Annotated in this window: 13 protein-coding genes and 1 riboswitch; of the genes, 2 read left to right on the top strand and 11 right to left on the bottom strand. The window is 48.6% G+C overall.

Features of this window, described 5'->3' with window-relative positions:
• Positions 1-1,201: 1,201 nt before the first annotated feature.
• From ACYVD3_RS07715 to ACYVD3_RS07685, 7 genes are all read right to left on the bottom strand, one after another.
• Complete coding sequence (locus ACYVD3_RS07715; protein WP_460641926.1) at positions 1,202-1,381, bottom strand: hypothetical protein; 180 nt, start codon at positions 1,379-1,381, stop codon at positions 1,202-1,204.
• A 36-nt stretch (positions 1,382-1,417) separates the two neighbouring features.
• Complete coding sequence (locus ACYVD3_RS07710; protein WP_460641925.1) at positions 1,418-2,341, bottom strand: DUF4428 domain-containing protein; 924 nt, start codon at positions 2,339-2,341, stop codon at positions 1,418-1,420.
• 9 nt (positions 2,342-2,350) lie between these two features.
• Positions 2,351-4,030: a DUF2207 family protein gene (locus ACYVD3_RS07705; RefSeq protein WP_460641924.1), complete on the bottom strand. Its 1,680-nt coding sequence runs from the start codon at positions 4,028-4,030 to the stop codon at positions 2,351-2,353.
• Positions 4,031-4,038: 8 nt separating this feature from the next.
• On the bottom strand, positions 4,039-4,593 hold the full coding sequence (locus ACYVD3_RS07700) for a LemA family protein (protein ID WP_460641923.1): 555 nt from the start codon (positions 4,591-4,593) through the stop codon (positions 4,039-4,041).
• A gap of 84 nt (positions 4,594-4,677) precedes the next feature.
• The gene (locus tag ACYVD3_RS07695; protein ID WP_460641922.1) at positions 4,678-5,256 is read right to left on the bottom strand and encodes a DcrB/PsbP domain-containing protein; all 579 of its coding nucleotides are present in this window, start codon (positions 5,254-5,256) and stop codon (positions 4,678-4,680) included.
• A gap of 31 nt (positions 5,257-5,287) precedes the next feature.
• Positions 5,288-5,692: a hypothetical protein gene (locus ACYVD3_RS07690; protein ID WP_460641921.1), complete on the bottom strand. Its 405-nt coding sequence runs from the start codon at positions 5,690-5,692 to the stop codon at positions 5,288-5,290.
• A 161-nt stretch (positions 5,693-5,853) separates the two neighbouring features.
• Positions 5,854-7,761 (bottom strand): WG repeat-containing protein, encoded by a 1,908-nt coding sequence (locus tag ACYVD3_RS07685; RefSeq protein WP_460641920.1) that lies wholly within the window; start codon positions 7,759-7,761, stop codon positions 5,854-5,856.
• A gap of 190 nt (positions 7,762-7,951) precedes the next feature.
• Between ACYVD3_RS07685 and ACYVD3_RS07680 the strand changes: the two genes are divergently transcribed.
• Positions 7,952-8,677 (top strand): LytR/AlgR family response regulator transcription factor, encoded by a 726-nt coding sequence (locus ACYVD3_RS07680; RefSeq protein ID WP_460641919.1) that lies wholly within the window; start codon positions 7,952-7,954, stop codon positions 8,675-8,677.
• 24 nt (positions 8,678-8,701) lie between these two features.
• Positions 8,702-9,973 carry a sensor histidine kinase gene (locus ACYVD3_RS07675; RefSeq protein WP_460641918.1) on the top strand — a complete coding sequence of 424 codons (1,272 nt, stop codon included), beginning with the start codon at positions 8,702-8,704 and terminating at the stop codon, positions 9,971-9,973.
• 321 nt (positions 9,974-10,294) lie between these two features.
• On the opposite strand, the gene ACYVD3_RS07670 is transcribed toward ACYVD3_RS07675, so the two are convergent.
• The 4 genes from ACYVD3_RS07670 to ACYVD3_RS07655 all read right to left on the bottom strand — a co-directional run bounded on the left by ACYVD3_RS07670 (position 10,295) and on the right by ACYVD3_RS07655 (position 19,383).
• Positions 10,295-10,789, bottom strand: coding sequence for a sigma factor-like helix-turn-helix DNA-binding protein (locus tag ACYVD3_RS07670; protein ID WP_460641917.1), 495 nt, complete (start codon positions 10,787-10,789; stop codon positions 10,295-10,297).
• Positions 10,790-11,134: 345 nt separating this feature from the next.
• A riboswitch (cyclic di-GMP riboswitch) is annotated at positions 11,135-11,222 on the bottom strand.
• Positions 11,223-11,244: 22 nt separating this feature from the next.
• Positions 11,245-18,534 carry an S-layer homology domain-containing protein gene (locus ACYVD3_RS07665; protein ID WP_460641916.1) on the bottom strand — a complete coding sequence of 2,430 codons (7,290 nt, stop codon included), beginning with the start codon at positions 18,532-18,534 and terminating at the stop codon, positions 11,245-11,247.
• A gap of 76 nt (positions 18,535-18,610) precedes the next feature.
• Positions 18,611-19,006 carry a response regulator gene (locus ACYVD3_RS07660; protein WP_460641915.1) on the bottom strand — a complete coding sequence of 132 codons (396 nt, stop codon included), beginning with the start codon at positions 19,004-19,006 and terminating at the stop codon, positions 18,611-18,613.
• The gene (locus ACYVD3_RS07655; protein ID WP_460641914.1) at positions 19,003-19,383 is read right to left on the bottom strand and encodes a response regulator; all 381 of its coding nucleotides are present in this window, start codon (positions 19,381-19,383) and stop codon (positions 19,003-19,005) included. The genes ACYVD3_RS07660 and ACYVD3_RS07655 overlap by 4 nt, the downstream gene beginning before the upstream one ends.
• Positions 19,384-19,578: the final 195 nt, after the last annotated feature.

Raw genomic sequence — 19,578 nt, 5'->3', positions numbered from 1 at the left:
CCGTTCCCCGGCACCGTTACCGAAGTAACTGTGGGGGCTGTGGTGCCCGCTGCGCCCGGCTCCACCTTGATGTATTTATAGGTTGAAAGATTCGCCGCATTATATGAAACAGCGGGGGTTCCGTTCATATTGGCGCTTGCCGTCACCTGCATACCTGTGAAATCAGGAGACCCGACAGAGTTGGTCAATGCCTTAACACTACCGCTTGCAGTTATCGTTCCGCCGCTAACGGTTATTGTTCCCCCTACAATTCCTTGAGTGCCTCCGGTGCTTGTCACGGTTCCTCCGCTGATAGATACGGATTCCCCCACAAAAATCACCGAACCCACAGTGGTAATTGCACCGCTGTTGATAGTTAGATTTTCGCTATAAATTCCAAAGTTAGTACTGCCGGTTACAGTGAGCGAGCCGTTATTTTCCGCACTGATTTGGAGGTCACTATCTTGAGTACAAATTCCATATATAGTGTTTAGAGAATTCGGAAGAGCAATAGAATTTGCGCCCACCAATTTGAGCTTAAGACCGTTCGGGGCATAAATACCGTAGTTAGCTGCTGACAATGTGTACCCAGTGGTAATTGCCGCATCGTTCAGTGTGAGGGTATTTGTGTCACTGTTATAGGTGACGGTTGCGCCATCACCATCTGTATCGCCAAGCACATCCTCTTTGTTCTCACTGGTCACTTGCACGCCGCCCACCCATATGTCGTAGGTTGTGGTAAACATGGGAGTAACCAACCCGCGCGCCGCGATTGGCGGCATTTCACCCACAGTCACAACAATCTCCGGCAGCGGGGCGCTTACCGTGTAGCTCTCAACCACCGGTGTAAAAAAATATTCGCCCTCGGTATTCCTGTCATAGCCGGGCGAAACCCATGTTACTGGAATCTCCACGGTGGTTTCTTCCCATTGAGGTTCCGTTGTCGTTGCGGGAGTTGCCGTTCCCGGGTTGCCGGAATCCTGCACAGGATTTTCGTCGGCAGGCACGGCTGTCCGCACCGTGGCGGTCAGTGTTTCGGGCAATTCCAAATCCTGAATGGATGTGCCAAGGGCTCTTGTTTTTTCCGTTTCTGTCAGCGGTGCAAAGTTGGTGATTTCTCCGCTCCCGCCAATGGTCGTATGGATTTCCTCCGCCATTGCCGATACCGGCAGCATGGTCACAATCATGCACAGCGCAAGAAACATACTTAATAGTCGTTTGTTCATATGGTCTGTTCCTCCTTGATTTGTAAATTTGTGTTTCCTTGTTCCAAAAGTTTCTGCAGCCTATCGGCTTCTTCCTCGGTGGCAGGGCGAATATGAGCTTTCTCGCAGGAAGGGCATTCCTTTACCGCTCCCACGCGGCAGAATAAAAAGCCGCAGTCCTCGCAGGCGTAAGTCATGTCATACCCCCTTCCGCATAGACGGGTTGATGTTCTTCAAATCCCAAGGAGCTGCTTTTTCTTGGCCTCAAACTCCTGCTGGGAAAGTACGCCGTCCTCCATGAGCGCCTTGTATTTTTTGATTTCCTCGATGACGTCGGCAGGCGGAGCCATGTTGGTATGTAAGGCCCCCATTCCCACCATACCGGGGCCAATAGACTGCTCGGCTGCGCCGGGAAAGGCCACCGTTCGGAGTGCCGCCGCCAATTTTTCAAGTTCCTCCACGCTGCGCTGATAGTCCCGGAGATAGTTGTTCACATCCGGGAGGGTGTTATTAAACCGGGGACCGTCCATATCACATTTGAGCACCATCCAGTAGGGGTGGTCGAAATGCAGCTCCACGTTAAACGCCTGAAAGGGTTCAAGAATATCAAAATACGGTACCGAAGCGGAGTTGTTTACCTTGCCGTCGTCCAGCCGGTCAAGGGTTCGTGCCGTCCGCTTGCTCGCTGCCACCTGTGCGATTTGCGGTGCCATCGCCATAACACGCTCGGTCACGGTGCTGGCATAACGGCGTATACCCGATACCGATCCCTCAAACAGAGGGGTGTTGTCCTCTTTAATGGTAAAGGATTTTAGCTGTTTGCCTTCAAACACGGTTTTATCCGGGTTTTTGCTCATACAGAACAGCTTGTTCTGGTAATCAAAGATGATTTTGGTATCCCAAAGGCCGAGATCAATCCGCTCAGAAACCACGAACTGGTCTTTCAGTATTTGGTTTTGATGGTAGAATGCCAGATATTCCCGAAAGCCCTGCATTGTCAGATTGCTTTCCTTGTCGGCATCCATATCAATCTTGTTATAACAGTCGTTACAAATATATTCGCCCTCAATTTTCGATGGCAGAAGCAGTGGAATCTTGCCGCCGCAGATGGGACAAGGGGGTTTTTTAGAAAATAGATCCATCATCATTTCCTCCATTTGTTCTCATTATCTTGTTCCGCCGCCCGAACCGCCACCGATAGAGCCGCCGCCTCCACCAAGGGAAGCAAATCCACCGCCTCCGCCGCTGCGCTGTTCCTCGGCTTTCTTCATATTGCTGTAAAGCAAATAGTGGTAGGAATAGGCGGTCGCCATGCTCCCGCTATAATCGGTCAGCTCGGCAGAAATTTGCGGGTATAGTGCTTTCATTTGCTCCGCCACCTGATCGGCGATGCCGAACAGCATGGCATAGGTCAGCAGCTCCCGCCAAATCAGCATTTCCTTGACACCTCGTTCAGCAATCAATGAAAAATCCGTCAGATACCGTTTCAGCCCCATCAGCTCGCCCAGCTCCTGTACACCGGCTGGCGTCAGGTGAGTGAGCCTTACCGGCATATCCCACCGTTTCAGGCAGTGCTTTTGGTTCAAATAGGCTCTGCCCGCGCTGTCGCATTTTTGTATGTAGGTACGCAGCAGCTTGTCGTTTTGACTTGCAAAGCGTTCCAGCTCCTTTGGTTGCAAGACGGCATCCGAACCGGCCGCGCCCTCCAATACCGTATAGAGGTACTCGTCATACTCGTTCATACTGCTATGATTGCTGCCCACCAGCCGCAGGCTCACAGTTTCTTTGGTTTTGCCCATCAAGCCGACCTGCTGCGTTTCCACAGGGGACAGGCAGCCAAGCTGAATCAGCCGCAGTATTCCTGTGGAGAGGATCGCACCGTCCTCACACACATCAAACAGCCGTCCCAGCGCATAGGTTGCGCTCAGATTGCCGTCATTTGGAATGTCCCTGAAATACCCGAACCCCTCTGTAAACCGTTGCCGTTTTTTCTCCGCGTGTTTCTTTTTCATCCTGCTAATCCAGATAATCAGCCCGATGGGAAGTCCGATGGACAGCACTGTCAAGGTAAGGGCTGCAAATGTAGATGTCTCCTCGCCGGTGGATTCGGTATCATCGTAATCGCTGCCCTCAAAGGCTTTTTCCCTTACTTCTTCAAAGCTGCCCGTTTCTTGCCGTGAGGGGGATAAAATTCCCTTATCCAGAGAAAAAAGTACCGTCACATGGTTTTCGGGATAGATTGGGCTTTCCGTGTAGGCGAGAATGGCGCCGTTTGAAAATTCCACCTGTCCGTCATAGCCAAAGCCCCATACATCGGCGGTTTCATCGGTGATGGGCGTACCGTCCGCCAGCCGGATTTCCACCTTCACATCGGTGGGGGTGGTGTTCATCCCATCGTTTACGAATCGGAAATTGACTCCATCCCTGTCGCTGTAACCGCCCACCGCATTGTCCAGCTTATATTCAATGGCATAGTGGTTTTGCCCATACTGGCTGATGCCAAAGCAAATTTCATACCCGCTGTCCGTATCATGGATGCCGCATTTTCTTGTCTTTTCTTCAAAGCTCCAATCAATATTCCAATCCGACACCATTTCATAGCTCCCGTTTTGGTCGGAGACTGTAAGCTGGCTGATGGTCAGGGTTTCGGGTGCGTTCATGGGAATGTAGCTTTCGGTTCCCTCGTCAAAATCTCCCTCCCATACCTGTGTAACGTACATGGAGCCATCCTCGTAAATGACAGCCTGAATATCCATGGTATTTACCTGATTTGCCGCAAAAGCTGGGAGAGGGAGGGCAAATAATAAGGCAAAGCATAGAATCAGGCCGCTTACTTTTTTTCGCATCGGGCACCTCATTTCATGCTTGGCATATCTGCTTTATCCGCCTGCTCCACAAGATACTCTCTTTGCTGAAAACCCAGCATCCCGGCAATGGCAGAGACTGGGAACATTCGGATTTCACGGTTGAGCTTGGTCACGCTGTCGTTGTAGATCAGGCGGCTGGTGCGCACCATGTTTTCAAAGGTCTGCACCGCATCCATGGTTTTGATATAGTTTTGGTTTGCTTTTAGGTCGGGGTATTGCTCCGTTACCATGGCAATCCTGCCCAAGGCTTCGGCAATAACCCCTTCCTGACGCATCACATCATCCGGCGTGGATTTTGCCGTGATGACACTTCTTCTTGATTTAATTGTCTGAATTAATGTTTCGCTTTCGTGCTTGGCATAGCCCTTTGTCAAATCCAAAAGGGCCGTCAGAGCATCAAAACGGCTGGAAAGCTGCACCCCGATCTGGCTCATGGCATTGCTGATATTCTCATCCAGCACCACCAGTCTGCGCTGGGTGGAGATGATCCATAGAACAATGACCGCAATAATTACGGCGATTGTGATGAAAGTTGGCAGCATAATAAAGTCTCCTTTTTTAATTTTTTGATGGGCAGACAGACCACAGTTTTGTCCGTCTGCCTATTTTGTTGCCTGTATGCGTGATTACTCCAATGTGATACTCGGAAGTATATCGGCCAGATTCGCCTCAAGGGAGGAATTTGCCCCTGTGCTGTAAGTAAAAGCAATATGCTGCTCGCAATTCTGACCATCGATTGCGAAATATAAAATAATTTGACAAGTGGTTACGTTCTTGCCGCTGGTATTGCTGTCGCCTGTGCAGAGGAAGGATAAGGAATCCACTCCCGCAAGGTTAGCAGGATTATCAAAAGCAAGCACCTTGATGTTGGAATAGGTATCCCCCAGTGATTCAAGCATATAGTCCTCGGTAACATCCTCAATCCATGTATCCGATGGGAATGTAGGTGTTACGACAATGCTGGCATTGGGACCTTCAGCCACAGCGTAGCCGTCTTTGTCACTAAATTCGCCAAAATCGCTGGGAATGAGCAGCGCGGTGTAATTTGCTACCTTGTTGACAAGTGTGACATCCGAAGCGACAGGCGCCGATGTCTCAGGCGTGGAAGCGGGCGCGGAATTGTTTCCTCCGCAGGCTGCAAGGCTCAGCGTCATGGCAAGTGCCATCATAAGTACCAGTAATTTTTTCATTATAAATTCCTCCATTTTCTTTTGCTTTTGTGGTGTGCAGGGAATATCAATGGCCGATTTCTTCTAAAGCGGCACTGGCTTCAGCGATGAATGTACGGCCTACATCAATGGCTACTGTCAGGGCCCCCATAATCTCAGGTGTGAGCGTTTCAGGACTGGCAAAGTATTCGTCCGCCTTGATAATTTCATTGGAAAGGTCATTCATAGCAGTGACAAGCTCTTCATTTTCCAAAAGCTCAGGGCTTGCATTTACCTTGTCAGCAATTGCATCAAATTCTTCTGCCATGCTCATAAAATCCTGTGCAAGGGCTTGCTGTTCTGCTGTAAATTCCATTTTCTCGACTTGTGCGGGTGTGGAAGGAGACGTTGCGGGAGCAGAATCGCTTCCTCCGCAGGCTGCAAGGCTTAGCGTCATGGCAAGTGCCATTATAAGTACCAGTAACCTTTTCATTTCTAAATCCTCCGTTTTCTGTTGGGTTGTATAGGGGAGATTTCCTGCGTTCACTCTATCAAAAACCTGCCACAGAAAACCGTCCGCTGCATGAAACATGATTTTTTCGACATGAAACATGATTTTGGATATGAAAAGGGTTCACACCTTTCGGATTATCACTATGATGCTGACCCCGTATAGGCCACGCCGGGCTGAATAACTGCCTGACCTGCTGCACCGTCCCAATACACGTTGAACTGCGATGCTGTGCCGGAGAGTTTTTGTGCAAACTCGCGCAGTTGAAGGTAGTTGGTGCTGTTTATGCTATATGCCGCTGTAACAGATACGGGCTTGCTGCTCATAACAAAGCTCGTCTTGCTTGGTGTGGCGGTCACTTCGGTTCTGGGGGTTGGTGTGACCATGGCAGGCGTCTCAGAGACCTTATAGCCTTCGCCGCTGAAATAGACGTAGCCGTTCGCATAGCCATAAGCACTGTTAAGAAGGTAGAAGTTATTCTTTTGCACATTATCAACCACAATCTTGCCGTTGCGGTCAAAGACAGTCCAATAACCCTCATAGGCTTCGGTATCCAGATATTTTACCGTTTTACCATAGGGTACTTGGTGAAGGGCCAGCGTAAATCCGCCGCCTATAGGCATAGCATCGGTGTATTCATCGAGTTTTTTAATTAACTTACCCGAATAGTTGTATAACTCCGTGAAAGACCACTCTTTTCCCCCGCCTTTTGTGGGTATACCTTTCGCATTCACTTCCGTGGAGTAGTTGTTCACAATAACGCCATCTTTCCATTGGAGACCAAACTGATCTGAATGATAATATCTATCAGGGTTGGGCGGGACGATAACCTTACCTGTCTTATCCATTATGCCTCCCGGAGCATATGAAACCCACCCGTCAGCAGACAAGCCATCCTTCCCGAGGTACTTGAAGAAGCAGGTCAATCCTTCTTTGTAGTTGAAAACGTTCCCGTCATAAAGGTTGTCGCCGCCATACTGATACGGGATGACCATCTTCCCCGTTGTGTCAATATAACCAATCTTGTTAATAGCAAAGCCTTCATACCAGCCTTGGGACTTGAACACCGTTGCCATACCTTCTTGAAATGAGGATGCTTCATCAAATTGCAGCGGTATTACTTCTTTTCCTTTTGTGTCGATAAAGCCGTATTTGAGGTCATATTTAAGTTTCTTGCCGCTTTTCATCACGACTACAGTATCGCTCCCTACCGACTCGGTGTACGCTACGCCGTCCCCATTCATAATGGCCTTGACTACGTCATCCCCATAGATACCTACCAGCATCAAACCGTCATAAACGATATGACTACTCGCAGCAGAGTAATATTTGAACGGCGTGATGAGCTTGCCTGTGGTGTCGATATAAGCGGCCGCACCTTTGGACTTATCATAAACCCTGGCTATCCCTTGAGAAAACTTTTCCGCGTCATCAAACTGCGCCTTAATCACCACTTTGCCGCTCTGGTCTTTGTAGCCCATCAACCCATTTTCTTTATAAGTTGTCCATCTCTCACCGGTAGGATCTGCTGTTGTGGTTGCAGGAATAAACCGAAATTCAGCATGATTAGGGGCGTCTAACTTCTCATGTTTCCATATAATAATGGAAGTTCCGTCCGCATTTTTCTCACCGGATGCATTAACGACCATTTTTGAAGCTTCGGGCGGACGCAAACTGAAAATGTCCGACTTTTCTTTGTTAAAGTTAGTCGCTTCCCAATGGATAAGCCAAGTATAAGGGCTATCTACCGCTTTTACTCTCACACCGTCTTTTCTCGTACCCTCAAGCCCCAAATATCTGCCGTTTTTCATTTTCAAGGTATATTGGCTGCCGCCCTTGCTTTCCACATAAAAGGCTTCATTTTCAGAAAGCTTGCGTAGCTCTGCGGCTCCGTCGGCAGTCAAATTGAGGTAATTGTTCATACAGCGGAGATGGTACCAACCTTTGGTAATCGTGTTTTCTGCTGCCCAGCCTGATGCAAACGCCGTTGTCGGCAGCAGGGTAAGCACCATGCACAGTGTGAGCAGTATGCTCATAAATCGTTTTTTCATAATGTTGTTCCTCCTTTTTAAATGAACGAAATACCGTTTATTGTTCCACGTTCAATCTATCAAAAATCTGCCCTAAAAACCGTCCGCTGCATGAAACATGATTTTTTCGACATGAATCATAGTTTCAGATTGTCGGTTTTTATGGTAAAATCAGCTTGGAGAAATAGAATCATAGAGAGGAGGAACTCTTATGCTGCAAATTGCAGTCTGTGACGATAATATTGAAGAGCTATCCAATATGGTACATCTCATCGACCTGTACCGAACATCAAGACAGCTAAGCTGCGAACACGCCGTCTTTCCAAACGGATTTGAATTGATTTCGGCCTTGGAAAAAGGAAAGCGGCTTGATATATACTGTTTGGACATCATTATGCCGGGCTTTACGGGTATTGAGGTGGCGAAGGCGATCCGCGGTTTTGACAAAACCGCGCCGATTTTATTCTTTACCTCATCGCCCGAATTTGCTTTGGAAAGCTATTCAGTGAAAGCTATCAACTATGTACTCAAGCCAATTTCAAAGGAGAAGCTGTTCTTCACCTTTGACGAGCTGCTGGAGCAGATCAAAGCGAAAGAAGAAGAGGATGCGGTGATTGTAAAAAGTAATGAGGGGATTCAAAAAATACTGATCTCCAATTTGGTCTTTGTCGAGGTCATCGGCAGAAACGTGCTATATCACCTGCGCTCCGGCAAGGTCATCGAATGTACGGAGTCTTTTTCCGCTGTCTGCGACAATCTTCTGAACTATGGGTGCTTTATCAAACCTCACCGCTCTTATCTTGTGAATATGCAGTATGTGGATACCATTGAAAACCATCAGATAACTTTACAGACTCTTTCCTCTGTTCCTATCGCACAGGGCAAGGCAAAGGAGATGAAGCAGCAATATCTGAATTATCAAATGGAAGGGGAATAAGAAAATGGAGGGAGGTGCTTTAAAATGGCAGTAACGGTGATAGGACTCTTACGATTTGGATTTTCTCTGGTCTTTGGCATCACGGTGTCCGTTCTCTTTGCGGGGATAGAACTCACAAAGAAAAACAGGCTCGTCACGGGCTTGCTCTGTGTCATTTTCCTTTTCGTTCAAACCGCCAGTTGGTGGCTTTTGGGCTTGGATTTGACATCAAAGCTGTATCCGCTGATTATCCATCTGCCGCTAATCGTAATATTCTCTTTCTACTATAAGCGGCCGTGGCTCATATCCACTGTCAGCGTGCTTTCCGGTTATCTTTGCTGTCAAGCGCCACGCTGGTTTGGTTTCCTTGCAGGAGCCGTTTTGGACAGCAGGCTTGCAGACCATATTTTTTATATAGCATCCGTTTTTTTGGCCTATTACTTCTTGAAAAGATATGTGGCCGGCTCTGTCCGGCAGTTGATGGAAAAGTCCACTAAATCCTGCTTGTTTTTAGGCGGAGTCCCGCTTTTTTACTATCTATTTGACTACATAACCGCCATCTACACCGATGTGCTTTACAGTGGCACCGAATGGGCGGTACAGTTCATGCCCTCAACAATATCCGTTTTCTATTTTGTGTTTGTTATCCTTTACTACGCTGAGACACAAAAACAGGCAAGCCTTCAAAGAGAAAAGGATATGTTGGATGCACAGTTTCGGTTGGCGCAGACAGAGTTTGCTTCTCTGCGGCAGCTACAGCAGAATGCCGCAGCCTATCGGCACGATATGCGCCACCATTTTGCTCTTTTACAGGGACTGGCCTCAAAGGAACACATAGAGGGGATTAAAGAGTACCTACGAACTGCCCAGTCCGACATGGATGCCATCACGCCCCTGCGCTTTTGCGAAAATGAAACCGTCAACCTGATTTTATCCGCTTTCGCTACGAAAGCGAAACAAGGGTCAATCCTGCTGACGGTGGATGCGAAACTGCCTGATTCGCTTCCCTTTAGCGATACTGAGCTTTGCTCTCTATTGTCAAACGCCTTGGAAAACGCCATTCATGCCTGTGAACAGATCCCTGACAGCAACAAACGAATCATCCAGCTGCGTGTGTACTCTAAGAATACTAAGCTGTGCATTGACATTCGCAACAGCTATCAGGCAGAGCCGATATTTCAACAAGGACTTCCAGTATCAAAAGAACAGGGACATGGCTTCGGCACAAAGAGCATGGTACATATCGTGGAAAAGCATGGCGGTGTATTCCAGTTTTCAGTCAAGGACGGCTGGTTTATATTTCAGGCCACTGCATAGGAGATTGTTTTATCTATTAATTCCTCATATTGTGCTTTTTTGCCATCGCTCATAGTGAACGCTCTGCCTGACACCACAGATATTTGTAAAATACGGCAAGAGCCTGCCCTTTATTCTGAGAGCAGGCTCTATGCGGTTTTTGTAGTCAGGCTATCATAGCGTCCTAAGGCACCTTAAACCCTCGGCTTTCTCCACAGTATCATAAGGACATTTTCTAAACCGTGGTGAAGTGGGCAGTATGTATCAGCAGACGGCAATTATTCACTGTTTACCGTTTAGGTTACCCAATGTCAAAAAAACAGGGGATGTAGGGGTACGAAATTAATTTTTTTCAAAAAACTTTTGCAGTTTTGCCGTAGCTGCCCCTATACTTTCATGAACAGAAGTAAAATGCACTCCTTCACGACTTGCAATTTGCCGATAGGATAACCCTTGAAAGAAATGCAAAATAAACCGCCGCCGCTGTACCTCTGTCAAATTCCCACTGTCCATAAGCTGCTTTGCCGCCTCCATGGCATTTCTACTATCACTTTTATGTATCCATTCCGTATCCAAGGGTACTGTGGCAAGCTGCCCGGTATCCTCCAGTCCGTTGATGCTCACATCCAAACGGCTTGTCCGATTATCGTTTATAACCTGCTGATGATAAATTTCATCCGACAGGGCTTTCAACTCCATAAAATCCTCTACCGTTTTCTCTGGATTCTCCGCAAGGTAATCCTTAAGCGTAATTTCCACGATACGGTCTGCAAAGCGGTAGACAATGCCCTCACTGAATTTATTCCTTGCATAATCGCTATCTTTATAATTCTTCATGTTCCTTTCCTCCGATCTGTTTTGCTAAAATGCGAAACAAATCGGAGGGAGGGCCACGGCAATAGATAGCCGAAAATTGTCGTATCAATAGGAACTTTGTCAAATACAAAAAGACAGCACTTTGCCTGTAAAAGCAAAATGCTGTCTTTTTGTATTTGTTGATATGAATTTGTAGTGCGCCGTCTTTATTTCCACCCCCGAAAAGGATGGAAGTTTGGAATGCTCATATGGGTACCCCTTTCGCTATGGCGCATAGCGAAAGGGGATTGTACTTCATATAATTTAGCTAAAACTGCTTATGACAAGAGCCTGCCCTTAGAATAGAGAGCAGGCTCTTTGCAGTTTTTTTGCAGCCAGACTATCATAGCACAATGTGCGCCTTAGACCCTCGGCTTTGCGTCCCCATCTTTAGATGGGTTTGCCCTTAATTCAATTCTGTTTATTATGGTTGCCGGTTACTTTGCTTTTCTTACACCTTTTTCATCGACTTCATAGCCGTCGATTTTGGTGCTTCGGGCAAGAGAACCGTCGGTGTTAAAGTAATACCATTTACCGTCAATCTCAAGCCACTTACCGGATACCATCAGACCGTCCTTGGTAAAGTAATAGGTCTTGTTGTTTCCGTTTGCACCGAGATCCCAAAAGCCGACTAACATTGTCTTACCTGAATAAAAACGCCAGTTATCGCCGTCCTTGACCCAGCCGGTTTTCAGCGTACCGTCGGTGTTGAAGAAATATTTCACACCGTCGATGGTCTGTGTGCCGGTGAGGGCTTTGCCATCCTTGTAGTACAGATACTGTCCGGCGTCATTCAGCGTCCAGCCCTGCGCTGTGTCAGGGTTAATGGTAAGTTTAATGTAACGGTTAAGCATGGAGGAAACCTCCGCACGGGTGGCATTTCCTTTCGGATTAAACTTATTGTCACTGCCGCCCATCATAATACCTGCCTGTTGCATTGCCTTTACGGCATCTTTATAAGCACTGCCGATACTAGACGCATCAGCGTAAGTTGTGGCTTCACGAGTGATTGGCAACGTATAGCCGGTTGCCTTTGCATAGTTTGCAAAGATTGCTGCAATTTCCTCACGGGTAATCGCCCTGTCTGGGGCAAACTGGCCGCCTCCGATGCCTTGAATAATGCCCTTGCTGTACGCCCACTCAATATACGGACGATATGCACTGTCCGCATTGACATCTGTGAAGCTGTTCCCCGTATACGCTTTTGTGTCCACTCCTGCCAGTCTGCCAAGAGCTGTTACCAACATTCCCCGCGTCATATCGGAATTAGGTGAAAATGCTGTGTCCGAGGTTCCTGAAAGAAGCCCTCTTCCTACCACATAATCGACAGATTCCTTTGCCCAATGGGTGCTGATATCTGTAAACTTCGCTGTCGGTGCGGTATAACCGATACCATACTGCGAGAAGTGGGTAGTTGTGAAAATAACACAGCCGCTATTTATATCATAGGCAGAGCCTGCAATGCGGTTTGCGTTGCCCTTTGCGTCTACATAGACCGCATACAGACCGCCGACTGCTTCATTCTTGCCCAGCGTATATGGAATAGATACTGTTGCAACTCCACCGCCAAAGCTGGATACGCTCTTACCGTTGCCATAGCCTACAGTGATGTCATATACCGGTCTTGTACCAATTAATTTTTTTGCCGCATCGGAAAGGTTCGTTTTTGGTGCAATGGCAATGCTGATATTACCACTGCTCTGCTTCTGGATTTCAGTCAACGCCTTTTTATCAAAGCTTACCTGTACAAGGGAGCCGTTGATTTCAAGGCTACTGACCCCAGCGCTCACAAGACTGTCCAAAGAGTTACGGGTAAGGGTTGCTGTCAAGGAAGCTGTGCCCTTTGGCATAGTAACGTCCAGCTCCACTGAAATTCCATTTGCAGTCTTGCCCTGTGCTTTTGCGTCAGCTTGTGCTTTTGCAATGGCATCGGTTATCGCTTTATCCGGGATAGATGCACTTGCCGCACCGTTCGTCACTGCTGTTGCTATGACAGGAGCCATTGCCGTAACTGGCTGGTTTGGCATCTTTTCCGGTGTTGCGACAGGAGCAGGAGTTGTAGTCGTGCTTCCTCCTGAGGATGTACCCCCGCCAGAAGAGCCACCGCCACTAGGTGCTATATAAGTTCCGGTTTTGATTGCTGCCTTGAATATAGTCACTGCATCGTTAAGAGCCATTGCAGCCGCTTTCGCTTCCTCTATGGTCGATACAGTGCTTTTTGATGCGGTAGCTGTGCTAATCGAAGATATCAGTGCACTCATCTCCGCTGTGGTGACAAATTTCGTACCGCTTGATACTTGACTTGCCGCTCTGTCGTCTACTGAGATACCGTTCTTTGCGGTATTTGCCGCTGCGATTGCGGTATCAATGGAGGACACATCAATATTGATGGTCAGCGTGCCTGTTTCATAGGTTATGTTGTAGTTGTCATTGCCGCCGCTAATCGTGCCACCAACCGGAGTAATGGTAAAGCTCCCCTTGGTGTTGGTATTGACGGCATTGTCTGTAAAGGTAATTCCACTGATGGTATCACCGTTGACAAGTCCTGTTGCGGTTGCGGTGTAGCTCGGTTTTGTAGCACCGATGAGAATATTTTTGTCATCCGCCTTGATTGTGGCAGTCGCTTTGCTGATGGTAAAGGTCACATCTGCACTGCCCATATATTTCGGGTCGTCTGCCTTGACGGATACCATCAGCTTATAGTCTCCAGCGTTCTTGGGTGCTTCAGTCAGCGGTGTTCCATCCACCTTGCTCCATTTATAGTCATAGCCTGAAACTGCGACCGTGCTGCCGCCGGCTTTGGCCATGGGTGTTCCCGTATAAGCCGCTACGGCGCCATCATAAGCCTTGGAGGCAACTCTGACACCGCTGATCACAACGGGAGCCTTATCGATAATCTCAAAATTGAATGTAACTGTCACATCTGCGTAGTTGTCACTCAATATGGTCACAAGCGCCGTTGCCGTTTTTCCCGCTGCTGCAGCATTTGCGGAGGTGAAGCGCAAGGTATTGCCGTTGATCGTCGGTACTAATTTAAATAAACTTGTATCACTTGGTTCTGCCACGGAGTAGGTCTTCGTCCCGGCATCTGTCGGCATTGTAAGAGTTGTCAGGTCAAACTCGTATCCCTTTTCCAGTCCTATCATCATAGAGAACTTGTCGGGATCAGCCACAGCAGGTGCTGACGCCTTAGTAATCGTAAAGCCCACAGCAGCAGACTGCACTGCATGGGTATTGTTCGTTTCGGATATCCTTGCCTGCACATAGTAGCTGCCCGCATTTTGGGGCGGTGCAGAAAGGGAGCTGCCCATATCGCTGTTTTTGCTGTAGACGAATTTCACATCACCATAAGCCGCACCGGTGATGGTCATATTGCCATTTGGCGGGCTTGCAATAGCTGTGCCGTCATAAATCTTGCCATCCATGGTGTTGATGGTAATGGTCGGCGTAGCCTTTTCGATTGTTAATGTCATATCTTGACTGTCAGCAGCCACATAGTTGCCTGCCGCTTTGATATGAGCCTTTACCAAATAGGTGCCTGCATCGGTAGGCAAGCCGTCTGTGTCGCTTGTGGCATCAGCCGTTTTGTAGGAATAGGTGATGTTGCCGCTGAATGTCTCATTGTTTACCAGAGTAACCACAGGAGAGGTTACGGAAACAGCACTGCTGGTATAAGTGACGGTTTGTGCTGCCTGTGGCCACGAAAGTACCGGCACAGCAGGTGTAATATTCACCGTAATATTGCTGATATCCGCCAGTTTATAGTTACCCGCCGCCGTGCCGGAAAGGGATGGCTTTGCAACCGTTACTGCCTTGTCATTGCCCACATTGCCGTCCGTTACCGTGCCGATAGTAGGCACGGCGGCGGTCACATCATCCGTTCCACAAATGCCACTCAAGGTGCCGCCTGTCAGAGCGACAGTATTCGTGCCGTCATAGGGACGATTGGTGGCAGCAAGGCCGGTGATCTCAAGCTCTGCCTGTGTAATAGTGATTGGAAGATAGGTTACAGCTGACAAATGCTCACTGCCTTCGCCCACCGCCAGTTTGACATAATAGCTGCCAGCATTGACAGGCGTTCCACCAGTCATAGTCGCCCCGCTTCCATTGACAGTAGTCTGGATATAGTCCCCTGCCTGGTTCTTGGTATAGTACCCCTCTACGGTAGCGACTCCGTTGCCGTTCCAAGTAGCAAACTCTCCCTTGATTGTGCTTACATTAAAACCGTTGCCGTCATAGACCTTGGAATTTTTTCCCTCCACCGCGCTAATGGCATTGGGCTGTTTGACCGGCACACGGAACACGGGGGTGCCCTTTGGCATGGTAAAGGTAAAGGTCAGCGCCTGATCTGCTATACCATAGCCTTCTGTGCTGGCTTTTGTGACGTCTGAGACTGTCTGTGACCCATCGTAGCTGATTTCAGGCAGTCCACCGATGGCATTTCCTGCACTGGGGCTTATGGTGACGCTGACGGTTGCCCCGCTCTCACCGTAAGACTTATTGTACATTGCGGTTTTGCTGCTGTCTGCATAGGCCACTGTTGCCTTTCCGTCCTCCACCATTTCGTTCAGAAGATGGTATTCCATACCGCCGTATACGGTAACGTCAGTATCGTCCTCATCGAAATAGACATTCCCGACGACTTGTCCATTGCCGCCCTGAATCACTCCGGCCTTACTCAAGTGAATATTTTGACTCACTGAGGCATAGACCACAACGCCGCTGCCAGTGTTGCGGATGGTGCCGCCATTAATATGAACGTCGCCTCCATTCATAATATTGAGGACACCTACATTTCCTCCTGTGACACTTTTATTTTGAGCCTCAAGCACTGTACCCTCTTCAAGCCATAGGCTTCTGCCACTGTATCCTAAGCTTTCTCCTGCATTGAATATAAGGGCATGAACGTCGACATTTTGGTTCTTTATTGTCGTATTACGGACGGTTAGGGATTTTCCTCCCCATAGGATGACACTAAAACCATTCCCCACAAGATTGCCGTTTTCTAGCGTTAGTTGACCGGATTCATATCCATAATTTTTTATCCCTTCTCCATTGTTATTTGAAAATGTCAGCGTGTGTCCGCCCAGGTCAAAGATAATTACTCGATTCTGATACACTACCAAATCACTATCTCTGGTGCAGTCTTTCAGAAGTCTTATTGTGGCGCTGCCGTTATTTGGGGCGGAGCTGAAGGCATCTTGCAAGTCCGTAAAATAGGTTATATCTGTCTCGCCTGCCTTTTGCATGCTGGCCACGGCGTCAGCAACGGAAATGGTCACCGGATCGCTGGTGACGACGGAGGCCGCGTAGCTGAGCTTGCAGTAGTAGGTATAGCTGCCCTGAGGCAGACCAATGGGCAGCTGATAGGATGACTGGTTTTCTCCCACCTTCGCATCCTCAGCGCCTGTTGTCGACTTTTGGTACCACTGGTAGCTGAACTCGCCCGAAAGCCCTGCCGGAAGTCTGGCCCCGATGGTAAGGGTTGGTGGATTTGTGTACCCTGTCACAACCGTGCTTTGATCGGCTGTGGGCTGCTGGGTGATTTCCACCGCCGAACTGTAGACCTTAACAGTCACTTTATTGGACAGGACATAATAACCGCCGGATTCGGATAATTTACAATAGTAAACGTAAGCTCCAGCACTAAGTCCTGCGGGAAGCGCATAAGTGGCTTCATTCGCATCAGAGATCTCTGTGTCATTCCGATACCATGTATAGGAGATGGTAACGCCGGGCTTTGCCGTGGCTGGCACGGTAAGCGTATGAGCGCCCGCTTCATAGCCCTCGAGCAGCTCCGCACCCGTTGGCTGGCCGGTGATGGCAATGCTCGCCTCGACGACGGATACATCATCCTTGATGGTGCTCTGACTCAAATCCAGAATATAGCTGTCATCCTGTTTTTTCAGGGCATGTCCGGAGGAGATGATATCGTTCAGCGTGCGCCCACTCACACCCATGCCATTGATAAAGCGACCGCCGCTGATTTGGGCAGTACCGCCGTTAGTGCTAAAGCCGGTGCGGGCAGCAGGCGAACCTGTACTGAATTCGCCATCGCTAATGCTGACGCTGCCTGCTTGTTGCATCACACCATATCCATTTTGGGAGTGAAAGCTTCCGCCCTCGATGATGGCACTTCCGGAGAAGATTCTAAGGGCGCTGGCATACGCTCCAGTCGCCTCGATGCGGCCTCCGCTGATTGTGATTTGCGCATTATTTAGCCAAATGGCTCCATTGACGTTATTGCCGAGCACTTTGCCGCCGCTCCCAGTATCAATCAGAGTGAAGGCGTTTCCGACATCGATTTTGCCGCAGGTGAGGGTGAAGCTGTTTAGATCCAATACCATTGGATTCGACGAGACGGAGAGGTCACCTGCGCTGACGTTCGCCAGCAGCTTCAGCGTGCTGCCGCTCATGCCCTGTGCCGCGGCAAAGGCTTCCTCTATGGTGTCATAATAAGTTACCGCGCCCTCTGAATCGGTCACACTGGCTTTGCCGTCCTCCGCCGTGGCGGTCAGCAACGCTGCCGTATACACCGTAAAATGCTCCGCAGGCGCTTCCAGCGTTCCAGCTTCCTGATTCACAGTGGTATCCAGCCCCTGTGCATTGTTCAAAGAGTCATCCATGTGAAAGATCTTCAGCTCCTGTGTAGGAGCAGTGTCTTCTGTCACCATAGGCAGCTGCGCGAAGAAAACCTTTACCTCGCCCTTGCAGGTATCCGGTTGAAGCTCGTTGCCCTCCGCATCTGTAATGGTAATGTCAAAGGAAACCAGCTTCGTTACATTTTTTGCCGTATCTACTGATTGTACTTCTTCACTGATAGCACTTTGGATTTTTTCTTTGTCCTCTGCATTGGTTACTTTCTCAGCATGAAGGACAGCCCCCTCCGGGAACACGTCCTTTTCCGCCTTAACAGTAATTTCAACGCCGTCTATGGTGGTGCTTTGGCTGAACACCCATCGGACGCTTTCCTCAATCTGTACCTGAATCTGCGGCAGGCTCACGCCATCCGCAAGGGTATAGCCTTCCGGCAGAACCGGCTCATAGAAAAATACCGCACCTGCATTAGCAGAATCAAAGGTATCCGAACCGCTACGCACCGCGTTGATTTGCCATGTAATGCCCGTCAGCGTCCGCTCTTCCGAAGTGATTTTTTCGGTTTCTGTCTGCTCGTCATCTGCATCGTCTAGGTCTGCGCTGATTGCGGAGCCAGTGGTGGTTGCGGCTAAAGGTACGTCGCCGCTATCCAAGACCACGGTAGCCTGGCTGTCCGTAGCGGTGTTATCCTCTGCACTATTTCCATCTTCCTGTGGTTCTTCCGCATCATTCCCAGAAACGCTAGAATCATCAGCTGGAGATTCGTCAGCCGCTGGTTCTTCCAAATTACTCTCATCAGGTTTTACTTCCTCGGTAGGAATTTCCTCGGTCTGCGAATCTTCCACAACGTTTTCTGCTGTGTCCACCCCATAAACACTGAGTGTTACGCTAAGTGTATCCGGCAGGTTAATGTCCGATTCCTCGGCGCCCACTGCAAGCTGCTGAGTGGCAATCTCACTGGACAAGTTCCCAAAAGCGGTAATTGTTCCCATTTCCTGTGCATGGGCAGTAACGGCATAGCCTGTGACAGGGTTCACCATCAGCACAGCCAGCGTTATCGCCAATAGCCTCTTTGCTTTTTTTCTGACAGGAACGCTATTTAGGCGTTCTGTCATTTGTTTTATTTTCATATGCTCCTCCATTGCTCAATGCCTTTCTTTTTAAAGCGGCATTGCCTTATTATTTGTCTTACTGATATTCTTTCACTTATCCACTGCGACAAGCAACTGTTCCTGCATCCGCCTGTGAAATGGCACTGAGCAACCTCGTGGCAAGTAGCTCCGTGCCAGGTGGACCGGTACCGTAAAAGGTCACACCAATCCGTTTTGCCTCCGGCTCAAATTCACTGCGGTCGCACAGCCAAAGGATGGGCAGCTCACAATTCTGCGTTCGAAGATAGTCACAGGCGGCAAGCCCCTCGGCACCGGGATAACCCACAACGGCAAGTGCCACAGGTGGCCCGTCCCGCAGAAAATATGCAAGCTTTACGTCTCCGCGTCGCTCCGGTTCGTCAAAAAAGCGAAGAACACGGTATTCGCCGCAACGTTCCAGTGTACTGATAATTTCTTCCTCTATCCCGCACAACGCAATGTTTTTTGTCATTTTGCTGTTTCCTCCTCTCCTTTTTCCGAAAGCGTCAGACAGCCTGCCACTGCTTCCCGCAGCTGAACATCGGATACTGGTTTGCACAGAAATCTGCTTACACGGTACTGATAGCCAAACAAGCTGTAATCCTCATCGGAAATCCACAGAATCGGGATGCTCGGTGCTTTTTCCTGAAGTTGTCGCACCGCTTCCAGTCCAGCCACACCGTTTAACACGACAATTAGCAGTGAAAACGGCTTTAATTCCAGTATCTTTAGAAGTGCTTTTACACTATTACACTCCGTAATTTCAATCCTTTGTGGGAGAGCCGCCGTTACCAGACGGTTTTCCCAGATGTCCTCTTCCAAGAACGCTGCACACAATGCGACATTCACGCGACCTCCTCCTTCCTTATAAAACTAAAAAATCAACTACCAAGCCTCTTTCACAGAAGTTTGATAGTTTTTATTAAGGTAGCATTTTGTCAAGTGTTTTTCAATAGGTTATGATCAAGCGGTCGAAAATCTGCACAAGCGGTTATTTTTTTCTACAAAAATATGGTATAATGTTAACTGGATAATTATATGCAA

The sequence above is a fragment of the Lacrimispora brassicae genome (assembly GCF_054772055.1).
This window is presented reverse-complemented; position numbering and strand designations above follow the sequence as displayed.

Coding starts and splice junctions, on each gene's coding strand:
- ACYVD3_RS07690 (WP_460641921.1), bottom strand. CDS start 5,692: ATGAAAAGGTTACTGGTACTTATAATGGCACTTGCCATGACGCTAAGC.
- ACYVD3_RS07675 (WP_460641918.1), top strand. CDS start 8,702: ATGGCAGTAACGGTGATAGGACTCTTACGATTTGGATTTTCTCTGGTC.
- ACYVD3_RS07700 (WP_460641923.1), bottom strand. CDS start 4,593: ATGCTGCCAACTTTCATCACAATCGCCGTAATTATTGCGGTCATTGTT.
- ACYVD3_RS07705 (WP_460641924.1), bottom strand. CDS start 4,030: ATGCGAAAAAAAGTAAGCGGCCTGATTCTATGCTTTGCCTTATTATTT.
- ACYVD3_RS07660 (WP_460641915.1), bottom strand. CDS start 19,006: ATGACAAAAAACATTGCGTTGTGCGGGATAGAGGAAGAAATTATCAGT.
- ACYVD3_RS07710 (WP_460641925.1), bottom strand. CDS start 2,341: ATGGAGGAAATGATGATGGATCTATTTTCTAAAAAACCCCCTTGTCCC.
- ACYVD3_RS07670 (WP_460641917.1), bottom strand. CDS start 10,789: ATGAAGAATTATAAAGATAGCGATTATGCAAGGAATAAATTCAGTGAG.
- ACYVD3_RS07685 (WP_460641920.1), bottom strand. CDS start 7,761: ATGAAAAAACGATTTATGAGCATACTGCTCACACTGTGCATGGTGCTT.
- ACYVD3_RS07715 (WP_460641926.1), bottom strand. CDS start 1,381: ATGACTTACGCCTGCGAGGACTGCGGCTTTTTATTCTGCCGCGTGGGA.
- ACYVD3_RS07665 (WP_460641916.1), bottom strand. CDS start 18,534: ATGAAAATAAAACAAATGACAGAACGCCTAAATAGCGTTCCTGTCAGA.
- ACYVD3_RS07695 (WP_460641922.1), bottom strand. CDS start 5,256: ATGGAGGAATTTATAATGAAAAAATTACTGGTACTTATGATGGCACTT.
- ACYVD3_RS07680 (WP_460641919.1), top strand. CDS start 7,952: ATGCTGCAAATTGCAGTCTGTGACGATAATATTGAAGAGCTATCCAAT.